We start from the raw sequence: 12279 nt of genomic DNA, 5'->3' as shown, positions 1-12279 counted from the left end.
CCGCCGCAGGAGGTACGTATGTCCGCCGACGGATTCACCACGTGTCTGTGGTTCGACGGTCAGGCCGAGGAGGCCGCGCACTACTACGTCTCGATCTTCAAGAACTCCCGGCTCGGCAGGATCGCCCGCTTCTCCGAGTCCGAGCACGGCACCGCCGGTTCCGTGATGGCCGTCGACTTCGTGGCCAACGGACAGAAGTTCGTCGCGCTGAACGGCGGCCCGCAGTTCACGTTCGACGAGGCCATCTCGTTCCAGATCCACTGCGACGACCAGGAAGAGGTGGACCACTACTGGAACAGGTTCGTCGAGGACGGCGGCGAGGCAGGCCCCTGCGGCTGGGTCAAGGACAAGTACGGACTGTCCTGGCAGGTCGTCCCGAGCCGGCTCATCGAACTGATCAGCGACCCGGACACCGAGAAGGCGGCCCGGACGGCCCAGGCGATGTACAAGATGTCCAAGTTGGACATCGCGGCCCTGGAGAAGGCGTACGCGGGCGAGTAGCGAACCGCCGGCACGGCGGCCGGCCCGCGTCCTCGCCCCGGGCGGGGATCAGGGGAGCCGGCCGCTGTGCAGCGCCGGGTACGCGCCACCCCGGCGCGGCGGCTCCTCGGGCGAGCCGATCTCCCGGAGGCCACCGCGTGCGTGTCCAGCGCCGAGGTGGCCTGCGCTTCTCCCGCAGTAGCCGCAGGGTCACACCGGGTACGCACGCCGGGCGCTCCGGCGGCCACGCCCCGGATTCGTTGCCTGGGCTTCCACTCCCCCCACTCAGCTGCTGGGTCTCTTTTCGCGACTCTCATATGCTGGGGGGATGAGAAGGACTTCGTTCGCGAACTGGCCCTGCTCCATCGCGCGCACCATGGACTTGCTTGGAGACTGGTGGACTCCTCTCGTGCTGCGTGAGGCGTTCTACGGAATCAAGCGTTTTGACGAGTTCCAGCAGGAGCTCGGGATCGCGCGGAACACCCTGGCGGACCGGCTGCGACGCCTGGTCGACGAGGGCCTCATGGAGAAGCGCTCCTACCAACAGGATCCGGTGCGCTACGACTATGTCCTGACCGAGATGGGGAGTGACTTCTTCGGCGTGCTGGCAGCCATGAACGGCTGGGGCAACCGGTGGCTGGCCGGCGAGCAGGGGGCTCCCGTCGTCTTTCACCACGACCGCTGCGGACACCAGGGCGAGCCGGAAGTCGTGTGCGGTGAGTGCAAGGAACCCATGACCGCGGCGGACACGCGTCCGCGGATGGGCCCCGGGTACCCGCCGCACCTGGCGGAGCGTCCGGACATCCGGCGCCGTTTCACGCCATGACGCGACGGCGCCTACCCCGCGGGTGAAACGCGGGCGCCAGAATGATCCGCATTCTCATGCAGGGCGTCGACCGCCCGGGGCCCGCGCAGGTTCCTTCGCAGGATCTTGCCCGCAGGCGACTTGGGGATCTCGTCGATGAACTCCACGGTGCGGATCTTCTTGTGGGGTGCGACGCGGGCGGCCGCCTGGATCTCGTCGGGATTCCGACCGATCCGCGGTCGACGTCGGGTCGATCGACGGGAATGCCGGTGAGTGTCGGGCTGGATTCGGTCGGCCCGTAGCCCTGGAGCACGGTGGCGTTCAGCCGTTTGGCCGGCGACTGGGCCAGGGCGGCGTCGAGCGGGGCGGCAGCGGACAGCACGAAGTCGAGACCGCTCAGGTCGAAGTCGTCCACCAGCGGACTGCGGGCGAGTTGCAGCGCGATCGGGGGCGCATTGGAGAGGTGGTCCACCCGGTGCCGCTCTATGGCCCCGAGGAACGCCACCCTTGTGCGACTGCGGCTCTCACCCGGCGCGCACCTCTGCACCGAATTCCTTCGGCTCGCTCCGTGCCGTGCCGCACCACCACTGTGACCTCCCGGTGTCTCAATTAAGCGGTCTGGGCAGAACAGTTGCGTAGATAGACTCACTGGTCAATGCTGAGCGGCGTATCGGACGACGGTCGAGTTCCAGGAGGAGTCGATGGGTTTCGCGCCGACCGATGAGCAAGTCGAACTGGGCCGGACCGCCGAGCGGTTGTCGGCGGATGCGGCCTCGGACAATCCGGTTCCGCCCGCCTGGGGTGGCTGTTCCACGGCCTCTCGACGCGGCCGACGCGGCGCCTGCTGACGCCCTGCAGACTCACGGCGGCATCGGTCTCACCTGGGAGCATTCGGCGCACGTCCTGCTGAGGCGGGCCCGGGCCCGGCGCACATTGCTCGGCTCGCCGGCCAGGCGCCTCGATGTCCTGGCGGACCTCTTCCTTTCCCCTCAAGGGCAGTAGGCCCGCCGGGGCGGCCTTCGGGCCAACCGGTGATCGGGCGGCGATCCGCCCGGCCGATTGCGAGGGTCGCGACTGCGAGGATGCGGTCCGTCACCGTCGGGCGATCCTTGACACGTAAGTCTATCTACGAAACTCTCAAGGTCAGAGGCGCAAAAGCAGGGAGGCTGAGCGGCAGATGGAGTGGACAGGCGCACGGTACGCGGATACACCGACGGTCGAGGTGGACACCTGGATCGACGCTCCCCCGGAGCGGGTGTGGGCGCTGGTGTCAGATGTCGAGCTGATGCCGAGCATGAGTGCCGAGCTGCAGTCAGTGCGGTGGCAGGACGGGCGCTCAGGCCCAGCGCTGGGCGCCCGGTTCATCGGCCACAGCAAGCACGACGCCCTCGGCGAGTGGGAGACGACTTCGTACATCGTGGAGTACGAACCGCTCCGGGTGTTCGCCTGGGCCGTGGAGGACCCCGACCGGCCCACCGCGCTGTGGCGGTTTTCCCTCCAGTCACGCAACGGCGGTACGCAGCTGAGTCAGTGGATGCGGATGGGACCCGGCCGCTCGGGGCTGTCGTTCGCGATCGACCGGATGCCGGAGAAGGAACAGAAGATCGTCTTCGTGCGGATGCGCGAGTTCGAGACCGGCATCACCAGCACCTTGGCGGCGATCAAACAGCGCGCCGAGGCGGGAACCACCGGAAGGACGGGTGCCTGATGCGCACGGCGACCACCATCGAAGCCTCTGGCGGCTCGTGGCAGGAGACGGTCGACTTCGTCACCGAGGCGGAGAAGCTCGGCATGGACATCTGCTGGGTGGCTGAGGCATGGGGCTCCGACGCCCCCTCGCCGCTCGGCTACCTTGCCGCCCGCACCCATCGCCTCCTGCTCGGTTCCGGCATCATCCAGCTCGCCACCCGCAGCCCCGTAGTGATCGCCCGCACCGCGATCACTCTCTCCCAGATTTCCCAGGGACGCTTCCTGCTCGGTCTCGGCCCTTCCGGGCCGCAGGTCATCGAGGGCCTGCACGGCGTTCCGTTCGCCCGCCCGCTGTCGCGGACGCGGGAGACAGTGGAGATCATCCGGCAGGCCACGACAGGCGAGAAGATCACCTACTCGGGGCGGGAGTTCCAGATCCCGCTGCCCGGTGGCGAGGGCAAGCCCATGCGCCTGTCTACACGCGCCGAGCACGACATCCCCATCTACCTCGCCACGCTTTCCCCGAAGATGCTTCACCTCACCGGTGAAGTCGCGGACGGCTGGCTGGGCACGAGTTTCGTCCCCGAAGGGGCCAAGGAAGCCTACTTCGACCACCTCGACGCCGGCCTGGCGGCGGCCGGCCGCTCCCGCACCGAGTTGGACATCTGCCAGGGTGCGGAGGTCAACTTCGCCGAAGACGAGGAACATCTGCGCGCGCTCATCGCCCCCCGCAAGAAGGAACTCGCCTTCAGCCTCGGCGGGATGGGCTCCGGCAGCACCAACTTCTACAACGACGCCTACAGCCGCCAGGGCTGGGCCGATGTCGCGACGGCTGTGCGCGAACGCTGGCAGTCCGGCGACCGTGAGGGTGCCGCCGATCTGGTCACCGACGACATGGTGCTGGGTACCACCCTCATCGGCACCGAGCAGATGGTCCGCGACCGCTTGCGGATCTGGCGCGACGCCGCTGTGGACACCGTCCGCTTCTATCCGGCAGGGGACACCCTGGAAGCCCGCCTCACCACCCTGGGCCGCGCCATCGATCTCGTACGCGCCATAGAGGACGAGGACGAGGACAGGACACAGCCGCGGCAGAAGGCCGGCGAGTAGCTCTCCCGGTACTCGATCAAGACGTGCGCCGCGAGTTCGAGACCGACTTCTACGGACCGTTGCATGTCACGCGGGCGTTCGTGGCGTTATTACCTGCTCAAGTGGTGCACCGGGCGGGGCTGCGCCCGCGTGGGGCCGGTTCCCGGGCATGAGCTCGGGAACCGGCCCGTCTGCGTCAGCGCGTGCCGAGCTCTTACTGGCCGAAGCCGTAGGCGAACAGGTGGTCGGTGCCCGTCGAGCCCGTCACCGGCAGCGTGATCGACGCCACCTGCTTGGACGCGTCGAGCGGGACCTTCGTGGCGAAGACGTAGGTCTTCACGTTGTCCCGGCCTCCGCTCCCGGTGTTCCGGTAGGCCGTCGTGACGGCCGTCGTGTCACCCGCGAGCGGCTTGCTCGACCCGCCGTTCAGTGTCCAGTCCGAGAAGCCGACGGTCGACTGGGAGGTGGTGCCGTCGGTGTAGGTGACGGTCACCGTGCCCGAGACCCCGCTGCCGTCGGTCGGCGCGTTGGCCGCCGTGCCCAGCAGGCCCAGCGACGCACCCGACGTGCCGGCCGGCATCGGGATGGTCTGGCCGGCCATCTCCAGGTTGTCCAGCTGACCGGACGTCACCGTCGGCCAGGTGTAGGAGACGCCGTCGACCGTGACGGTGGACCCGCTCGTGACACCCGCCGCCGACAGCGCGTTCTGCGAGAACGCCCAACCGCCGCCGTCGAAGCCGCCCGAGTAGCCGGCGCCGTCGGGGTAGATGCCCTCGTTGGTGTCGTACGGCCACAGCGCACCGGCCTTGGCCACCGCCACGCGGAGGGTGGCCCCGCTCACGGCCGTACCGGTGCTGTGGTCGGTCAGCGCGAAGGTGACCGGGAAGGTTCCCTCGTCCGCGCCCGCCGTCACGTGGACCTTCGCCTCGGCGCTGCCCGAGGCGGGCACCGCCACCGAGCCGGACGCCGTGTCCAGCGTGACGCCGGAGGGCGCCGTCGCCTTCCAGTCGACCGTGACGGCCTTGCTGCCGAGGTTGGTCAGGTCGAGCGTGCCGTCACCGGACGCGCTCGGCTGGAGCACCAGGCCGTCGCTGGAGGGGCCGGTCGCCGCCAGTACCCGGTCGCCGCCCGTGGTGTCCGACGGCGGTGCCGCCGACGGGTCGGACGCCCAGGACTTGTCGGGCTCGGTGCCGAGCGTGAAGTCGACCGTGCCCGCGCCCGCGAATTGCTGGTACGTCAGCCAGGAGGTGTTCCACTCCTTGCCCTTGACGTCGAGCGACTGCACGTACGGCGCGTCGGGCGCGGCCTGCGGCGCGTTGATCTGCACCGACTTGCCGTTGCCGAAGGTCACCTTGGCCACCGGGAACGCCGGGCTGCCGAGCGCCAGGGTGTCCGTGCCCGGCGTCTCCGGGTACATGCCGAGCTCGGACCAGACGTACCAGGAGCTCATCGCGCCGAGATCGTCGTTGCCGAACGAGCCGACCGGAGCGTTGAAGTACAGGTTCTGCTGGGCCTTGCGCACGGCCGCCTGGGTCTTCCACGGCTGGCCCGTGTAGTCGTACTCCCAGGGGATCTCCACGCTGGGCTCGTTGCTCAGGTCGGCGTCGGTGTTGCCGGGGCGCGTGATGTTGTCGAGCAGGCTGTCCAGGAAGGACGAGTACGCCTTGGCACCGCCGCGCGCCTGGATGAGCTGCTGCAGGTTGAACGGGACCATCGGCGTGTACTGGGCCGAGGTGCCCTCCACGAAGCCGTTGGAGGTGCCGGGGGTGAAACCGGTCGCGAACTGGCCGTCCTTGTTCTTGCCCTGGACATAGCCGGTCTGCGGGTTGAAGACGTTCATCCAGTCCTGGGCGCGAGTGGCGAACTTCTCGTACACGGCCGTCTTGCCCAGCGACTTCGCGAAGGCGGCGACGGCGTAGTCGGCGGAGTCGTACTCCAGCTGCGTGGAGACCGGGCCGTAGAAGTTGCAGCAGCCGTAGTCGTTCTCGTCCAGCGGGAGATAGCCCTTCGTGTCCCGCACCGACTCACCGGGGCGGTCGTTGTTCGGGGCGGTGCCTTCGTGCTGCAAGGCGGCGAGCGCCTTGTCGGTGTCGAAGCTCCGGGCGCCGAAGGCGTACGCGTCCGCGACGATGCCGGCGGCGGGGTCGCCGACCATCACATAGCTCTCGCCGTTGTTCGAGGCCCACTTGGGCAGCAGGCCCGTCTGGTCGTAGCCGTTGAGCATCGAGGTGACGACGTCGCTGGTGACCTTGGGCTCGACCATCGCCATCAGCTGGGTCTGGGAGCGGTAGGTGTCCCAGCCCGAGTAGTTGGCGTACTGGGCCTGCTGGCCCTTTGCCAGCTTGTGGACCTGGTTGTCCATGCCCATGTACTGGCCGTTGTCGTCCGAGAAGACGTTGGGGTGCAGCAGCGCGTGGTAGAGCGCGGTGTAGAACTGCACCTGCTGGTCCGAGGACCCGCCGCCGGTCCGGATCTTGTTCAGTACCGCGTTCCAGGCGTCGTGGTTCGCCTGCTCGACGGCGCCGAGGTTCCAGTTCTTGATCTCGGTGGTGAGGTTGTCCGCGGCGTTGGCGTCATTCGTGTACGAGATGCCGACCTTCGCGCTCACCGTCGGGGTCGAGGAGGTGTCGAAGGTCAGGTACATGCCGTTCGCGCCCGTTGTGGGGGGCTCGACGGCAGCCTTGCTCGCGGTGGACGTCCCGGACCTCGCGTCGGCGCTGGGCGCCGGGGACGGCGTGCTCGAGGATGTGGTGCCGCTCCCGTGCACGGTCGGGGAGGGCGCCGCGGGAACGGTGAAGTGCTTCTCCTTGAGCGGCTTCGACGGGTGCGTCTGCAGGGTCTGCTGGGCCCTGCCCGCCTTCAGCGACGTCGCGCTGGGGTTGATGGTGCTGCCGACCCAGGTGCCGCTCGCGGTGAACGGCCGATCGAACTTGATGTCGAAGTGCAGCGTGTACCTGTTGCTCGCGCCGCAGAAGTGACCGCTGTCGATCGAGCCGCTGATCTCCTTCTTGTTCACCACCTGGACTCGGGTTCCGTCCACCTGCGTGGCACCCCCACTGAGCTTGAACAGCAGGTTCGCCTGCCGGCCCGCGGGGAAGGTGAAGGTGCCCAGCCCCGCACGGGTGGTGTCGGTCAGCTGGGTCTTCACCCCGTTCGCGTCGGTGACTTTGTAGTACCCGACGCCCGCCTGCTCGTCGTCGTGGCTGAAGCCGACGGACGTGTCGCCGAGCTTGCCCGACAGCGCGCCGGTCACCGGCAGGACGGGCAGGTCGCCCGCGACGCCGCAGCCGGGGCCCGAGACATGGGTGAGGCTGAAGCCGGAGATCTTGTTGTCGTTGTACTCGTAGCCGCCGCCGGAGGGGCGGTCGGGCGTCGTGTCGGGACCCCACTGCACCATGCCGGCGGGCATGTCGGGGCCGGGAAAGGTGTCCACCGCACCGGAGGTGCCGATGAGGGGGTTGACGAGGGACGCGGGGTCCGTCACCAGGGTCGGCGTCGCGGCGCTCGCGGCATGCGCGCCCCCGATCGCCGGGAGTGGGAGTACGGCGATGCCCAGGACGGACACCACCGCCAGGCGTTGGCGGAATCTCATTCGGTCACGTGGCGCCGTTGAACGTCGAGGTCTGACCATCGGTTGCCTCCGCAGCGGTTGGCGCTTCGCACATCGGTGCTGACGTCCCCGGGGAACGGAAAACGCCAGCGGTGGGCAACGGCGCCGGTCGCTCCGACGGCCTGACAACGTTGCCATGCACGAGAGTTGAGTGAAACGCGAGTGCTTGCGGCATGTCAACGAGGTCAACAAGACTTTCTGGGCGCGAAGTTCACGAAGGGATGCTCTGAGTGTCGTGATCCCGAGGCCGGCCGGACCGGTCAGGAGCCGGGCCGAGCCTTGAGGGAGTGGCCGTCTCGGCGAAGGCCCCTTGCGCCCGCAGCCACGAGCACACACCACCAAAGGCAGGGGCGCGGCGCGGTTGTACGCGTTGCGACGGGCATCATCCACAGCCTGTCCCCGCCCTGCCCTACCCGGCGCACACCCACCCTCCGGCGCTTCACTCCTTCGCAGACGCGTCGGGTGGGCGGCGCCTTGCCCAGGACGGCCGCAAGGGGGGTGTGGACGAATAAACGGTACGAACATGGCCGTCCCGTCACAACAGCGCCCCCGCTGCCCGGGCGCAGCGCCTTACACCCGGGGATCCGCGAGCTGGCCGAACGAGGTGTCGCCGAAGGGGAGTTCAGCTCCGACGACCTGGACGGCCGCACGGTCCGCTGCCCCGCCCTCGCCGACGATCTCGCCCCGCAACGGCTGCGGCAGGCACCCCCGCCGAGCACGGAGGATGCGCGCCGCCACCTCAACCGTCTGATCGAAACGGAACTCCGACGGCGGTCGTGAGACGGTCGTGGGGCCCCGCACAATGGTGCCCGGCACCGAACAGGAGGACCCCCGCATGTCCCGCAACCCCGAACGGAAATACCGCGTCGTCACATCGTTCCAGCGGTGGATCGGCAATCCGCTCCTGAAGCGCCTGCCGATCCAGACCCTGCTGGAGACCACGGGACGCAAATCGGGGCTGCCGCGCCGGACCCCGGTCGGCGGACGTCTGACGGGACGGGAGTTCTGGTTCGTCAGCGAGTACGGCGAGCGTTCGCAGTACGTGCGCAACATCCAGGCGGACCCGCGGGTCCGGGTCCGCGTCCGGGGCCGCTGGTACACCGGGACCGCCCATGTGATGCCCGAGGACGACGCCCGCGCGCGACTGAAGAGCCTGCCGCGGTTCAACAGCGCCGCGGTGCGGGCGATGGGCGCCGGTCTGACGACGGTGCGCGTCGATCTCACGGACTGATCCCCGGCGCGCGGGGAATTGCGCGCCCGGCACGGAATTCCCATTTGCCTTTTCCGAAAAAGTGTGGGCACGGGATTTGCGCGCCTTTCCGTGCCCACACTTCGGAGCTGTTCGTCAAGTACGAGATCGACAATATTCAAATGGATTGAACGCGCCCGGAGCGGCGTCGAAAGAATGCTACGGTTGAGCCTCGTCCCGAGTCCGGATCGCGTGCCGCATCGGCACCCTGGCCTCGGATTGCACAGCGAGTGTTCCGTTTCATCAGACTCCGTTCACTCTTTCGTTTCCCCGATCACGGCACCGGCATTTCATGTCTGCGGCGTGGTCGGGGGCACTGATTCCTGCGCACTCCCTGGAGTACTTGATTCATGTCTGCTGAGAGCGTGACCGCTGTTGCCCCCGCGGGGCCGGATACGTCCGGTTCCTCGTCCGGAGGCAGGCATCTCGGCCTGGCTCTTTTCGTGATCGCCGCGGCCCAGTTGATGGTCGTCCTGGACGCCACGATCACGAATATCGCCCTGCCCGCCATCCAGACCGACCTGGGCGTCTCCGACGCGAACCTCGCCTGGGTCGTCAACTCCTACGCGCTGGCCTTCGGAGGCCTGCTCCTGCTCGGCGGGAAGGCGGGTGACCTCTTCGGCCGGCGGAAGATGTTCCAGGTCGGCATAGCCGTCTTCACCCTCGCCTCCCTACTGGGCGGACTGGCCCCGAACGAGAGCCTGTTGATCGGCGCGCGCGTCCTGCAGGGCGTCGGTGCCGCACTCGCCGCGCCCAGCGCCCTGGCCCTGATCACCACGACGTTCCCGGCCGGAAAGTCGCGCAACACCGCGATGGGCGTGTACGCGGCGATGGGCGGTGTAGGCGCCACCGTCGGCCTGCTGCTCGGCGGCACGCTCACCGATGTTCTCGACTGGCGCTGGGTGTTCTTCGTCAACATCCCCATCGGCCTGGCCGTTCTGGCGGGCACCCGCACCCTGGTCGAGGCGGAGCGCCACCCCGGCCGCCTCGACGTCCCCGGCGCGATCACCGGCACCGGCGGCCTGATCGCCCTGGTCTACGGCATCACCCGGGGTGGCGAGGACGGCTGGACGGGCGGCCTCACCCTCGTCTCCTTCGCCGCCGCGGCCGTACTCCTGGCCGCCTTCCTGTTCCTCCAGGCCCGCACCGCCGACCCGATGATGCCGCTGCGCCTCTTCAAGGACCGGACCCGGTCGGGCAGTTACGCCACCATGCTGTTCATCGGCGCGGGCATGTTCGCCACCTTCTACTTCCTGACCCTCTACATGCAGCTGATCCTCGGCTACAGCCCCGTCAGGACCGGCTTCGCCTACCTGCCGTTCAGCTTCGGCATGGCGATGGCAGCGGGCGTCAGCTCCAAGCTGGTCGCCCACCTCGCGCCGCGCCTGATCGCCGGCCCCGGCCTGCTGGTCGCGGCCGTGGGCATGTTCTGGTTCGCCACCCTGGAGCCGGACTCCTCCTACACCGCGCATCTGATGCCGGCGATGTTCGTGACCGCCCTGGGCCTGGGCATGAGCTTCGTCCCGATGACACTCGGAGCGGTCAGCGGCGTCTCCCACCAGGACACCGGTGTCGCCTCCGCACTGCTCAACACCGCCCAGCAGATCGGCGGCGCGCTCGGCCTCGCCATCCTGTCGACGATCTCCACCTCCGCGGCCGACGACAAGCTGCCCGAGGCGGCCGGCTCCCTCTACCGGGGCCTGGCCACCAAGGACTTCGCCCTGGTGACCAAGGCGGGGGACGCACTGACCCACGGCTACACGATGGCCTTCCTCGCCGCCGCGGTCATGTTCCTGGCCGGTCTGCTCGTCACCGCGTTCGCCATCAACGCCGGCAAGCAGCAGCACACCGAAGGCGCCGCCCCGGTCCACATGGGCTGACGCCCACCCCGGCATCACCACGACGGACGGACAGGGAAAACCGTGCCCGCCCCGCGGCCACGCGCCGCGGGGCGGGCACGGTCCTCCCGCCGCTGGAGCGCACCATGACGAACCCATACGCTCAAACGGACCCCCAGGAACCCGAACTCTCCCCGACCATCCCCGCCCTGACCCGCGCCTTCGCCCTGCTCGGCAAACGCTGGAACGGCCTGCTCCTCGTCGCACTCGCCCAGGGCCCCGCCGGATTCGGCGAGGTGCGCGAGCGCGTGCCCGGCATCAGCGACCGCATGCTCGCCGACCGCCTCCACGAACTGGCCGTCGCCGGACTCCTCACCCGAACCGTCCAGCACGGACCACCGCTGCGTTCGCGGTACACCCTCACCCCGCACGGCAACGCCTTCCTCATCCCGCTCGCAGCCCTGGCGGTCTGGGCCGAGGAACACCTGCCGCCGCACCCCGACCGGCCCCGCCACAAGACCCCGGCGGGGCAGCCCTGAGGACCGTCAGCCGACGCGGTCCGCTATCACCCGGGTGATCTCGCGCGTGATCCGCACGATGCCGGGGGAGCGGACCGGGCAGGGCTTCGGCGTGGACGTGGTCGGCGCCAGGCAGAAGTGCAGATAGTCGTCGTCGCGGTGGAGGGCGGTGCGGTCGCGGCCCGGCGCGGTGCAGTACGCCGGATGGTCGTGCTCGTACGCGGTGCACGGCAGGTACTGCGCCCACGTGTAGCGGGCCGTCGCCGGGCTCACCGTCCTCCCGGCGTCGGCGAGCAGGTCGTGGGAGGCCGCGGCCTGTGCCTTGTAGAGCGCGTTCACGCTCCGGATCCGCTCGGGGGTGATCGGGTCCGGGCCCTGCGACACCCAGACGATCCGGGGCCGCCGCGCGCCACCCGCGTCCGCGATCTGTTCGGTCAGCCGCTTCATGTCCGCCTCGTACCGCTTGAAGTACGTCGCCGGTTCCTTGTCGTACGTGATGCCGTCCATGCAGGGCGTGTAGCCCCAGGAGTTGCCCCAGAACTGGAGCACCACGAAGTCCGGCCGCAGCGAGCGCACCAGCGCGGCGGCCTTGTCCGGGGGCGGTACGAGGGATCGCTCACCGGTCCCCTCCAGGTAGTCGCAGAGGGTGGTGCCGGAGTAGGGGGCGCTCGTGTAACGGGCGCTCACCTCCTCCCGGAGCGACTGCCCGAGCACCTTCTGGCTCTCCATGGCGAGCGAATCCCCGAGGTAGACAACGGTGGGCGCCTTCGCCGCTGCGTCAACTGTGATGGGAGCCGTGGGTGAGGCGGCGGGGCGCTGGCGGGTGGTCGTGGCTAGTGACGGAGCGGCCGTGGGCAACGCGGGATCCGGCGGCGACTGCTCCGGTCCCGACGCGGGATCCCCGCACGCGCCGAGCAGCAGCCCGGCCAACAACACCCCCACGATCCACGGCCTCCGCATGAAGCAACCCCCGCCCCGCCCGCCGAAAAGGGTCCCCAGGC

11 protein-coding genes are annotated in these 12279 nt (G+C 69.1%); 7 read left to right on the top strand and 4 right to left on the bottom strand.

Features of this window, described 5'->3' with window-relative positions; genetic code table 11:
- Positions 1–18: 18 nt before the first annotated feature.
- Positions 19–501: a VOC family protein gene (locus ACFVWD_RS03065; RefSeq protein WP_389593613.1), complete on the top strand. Its 483-nt coding sequence runs from the start codon at positions 19–21 to the stop codon at positions 499–501.
- Between the two features lie 355 nt (positions 502–856).
- Positions 857–1306, top strand: a complete 450-nt coding sequence (locus ACFVWD_RS03060) for a winged helix-turn-helix transcriptional regulator (protein WP_389593611.1) — start codon at positions 857–859, stop codon at positions 1304–1306.
- Here ACFVWD_RS03060 and ACFVWD_RS03055 read toward each other — a convergent pair.
- Positions 1296–1757, bottom strand: a complete 462-nt coding sequence (locus tag ACFVWD_RS03055; protein ID WP_389593842.1) for an AMP-binding protein — start codon at positions 1755–1757, stop codon at positions 1296–1298. The genes ACFVWD_RS03060 and ACFVWD_RS03055 overlap by 11 nt on opposite strands.
- A 705-nt stretch (positions 1758–2462) precedes the next feature.
- Between ACFVWD_RS03055 and ACFVWD_RS03050 the strand changes: the two genes are divergently transcribed.
- Positions 2463–2993 (top strand): SRPBCC family protein, encoded by a 531-nt coding sequence (locus tag ACFVWD_RS03050; RefSeq protein WP_389593610.1) that lies wholly within the window; start codon positions 2463–2465, stop codon positions 2991–2993.
- A complete protein-coding gene (locus ACFVWD_RS03045; protein WP_389593608.1) occupies positions 2993–4084 on the top strand; it encodes an LLM class flavin-dependent oxidoreductase in 1092 nt (363 codons plus the stop codon). The genes ACFVWD_RS03050 and ACFVWD_RS03045 overlap by 1 nt, the downstream gene beginning before the upstream one ends.
- Before the next feature lie 193 nt (positions 4085–4277).
- On the opposite strand, the gene ACFVWD_RS03040 is transcribed toward ACFVWD_RS03045, so the two are convergent.
- Both ACFVWD_RS03040 and ACFVWD_RS03035 read right to left on the bottom strand, forming a co-directional pair.
- On the bottom strand, positions 4278–7655 hold the full coding sequence (locus ACFVWD_RS03040; protein WP_389593606.1) for a lectin: 3378 nt from the start codon (positions 7653–7655) through the stop codon (positions 4278–4280).
- Between the two features lie 588 nt (positions 7656–8243).
- Entirely contained in the window at positions 8244–8411 is a 168-nt protein-coding gene (locus tag ACFVWD_RS03035) for a hypothetical protein (RefSeq protein ID WP_389593604.1), read from the bottom strand.
- Between the two features lie 97 nt (positions 8412–8508).
- Between ACFVWD_RS03035 and ACFVWD_RS03030 the strand changes: the two genes are divergently transcribed.
- From ACFVWD_RS03030 to ACFVWD_RS03020, 3 genes are all read left to right on the top strand, one after another.
- The gene (locus ACFVWD_RS03030) at positions 8509–8904 is read left to right on the top strand and encodes a nitroreductase/quinone reductase family protein (protein ID WP_101408399.1); all 396 of its coding nucleotides are present in this window, start codon (positions 8509–8511) and stop codon (positions 8902–8904) included.
- A gap of 368 nt (positions 8905–9272) precedes the next feature.
- Positions 9273–10802 carry an MFS transporter gene (locus ACFVWD_RS03025; RefSeq protein WP_389593602.1) on the top strand — a complete coding sequence of 510 codons (1530 nt, stop codon included), beginning with the start codon at positions 9273–9275 and terminating at the stop codon, positions 10800–10802.
- 104 nt (positions 10803–10906) lie between these two features.
- Positions 10907–11299 carry a winged helix-turn-helix transcriptional regulator gene (locus ACFVWD_RS03020; RefSeq protein ID WP_389593601.1) on the top strand — a complete coding sequence of 131 codons (393 nt, stop codon included), beginning with the start codon at positions 10907–10909 and terminating at the stop codon, positions 11297–11299.
- A 6-nt stretch (positions 11300–11305) separates the two neighbouring features.
- Here ACFVWD_RS03020 and ACFVWD_RS03015 read toward each other — a convergent pair whose 3' ends face one another.
- Entirely contained in the window at positions 11306–12238 is a 933-nt protein-coding gene (locus ACFVWD_RS03015; protein WP_389593599.1) for an SGNH/GDSL hydrolase family protein, read from the bottom strand.
- Positions 12239–12279 lie beyond the last annotated feature (41 nt).

The sequence above is a fragment of the Streptomyces sp. NPDC058086 genome, from assembly GCF_042885015.1.
GTDB lineage: Bacteria > Actinomycetota > Actinomycetes > Streptomycetales > Streptomycetaceae > Streptomyces.
Note: the sequence above shows the minus strand (reverse complement) of the source record. Positions and strands in the feature narration are given on the sequence as shown.

What these genes read in the sequence shown, in the direction of transcription:
- ACFVWD_RS03030 (WP_101408399.1), top strand. Translation starts at nt 8,509, where the DNA reads ATGTCCCGCAACCCCGAACGGAAATACCGCGTCGTCACATCGTTCCAG.
- ACFVWD_RS03020 (WP_389593601.1), top strand. Translation starts at nt 10,907, where the DNA reads ATGACGAACCCATACGCTCAAACGGACCCCCAGGAACCCGAACTCTCC.
- ACFVWD_RS03065 (WP_389593613.1), top strand. Translation starts at nt 19, where the DNA reads ATGTCCGCCGACGGATTCACCACGTGTCTGTGGTTCGACGGTCAGGCC.
- ACFVWD_RS03015 (WP_389593599.1), bottom strand. Translation starts at nt 12,238, where the DNA reads ATGCGGAGGCCGTGGATCGTGGGGGTGTTGTTGGCCGGGCTGCTGCTC.
- ACFVWD_RS03045 (WP_389593608.1), top strand. Translation starts at nt 2,993, where the DNA reads ATGCGCACGGCGACCACCATCGAAGCCTCTGGCGGCTCGTGGCAGGAG.
- ACFVWD_RS03040 (WP_389593606.1), bottom strand. Translation starts at nt 7,655, where the DNA reads ATGAGATTCCGCCAACGCCTGGCGGTGGTGTCCGTCCTGGGCATCGCC.
- ACFVWD_RS03025 (WP_389593602.1), top strand. Translation starts at nt 9,273, where the DNA reads ATGTCTGCTGAGAGCGTGACCGCTGTTGCCCCCGCGGGGCCGGATACG.
- ACFVWD_RS03060 (WP_389593611.1), top strand. Translation starts at nt 857, where the DNA reads ATGGACTTGCTTGGAGACTGGTGGACTCCTCTCGTGCTGCGTGAGGCG.
- ACFVWD_RS03050 (WP_389593610.1), top strand. Translation starts at nt 2,463, where the DNA reads ATGGAGTGGACAGGCGCACGGTACGCGGATACACCGACGGTCGAGGTG.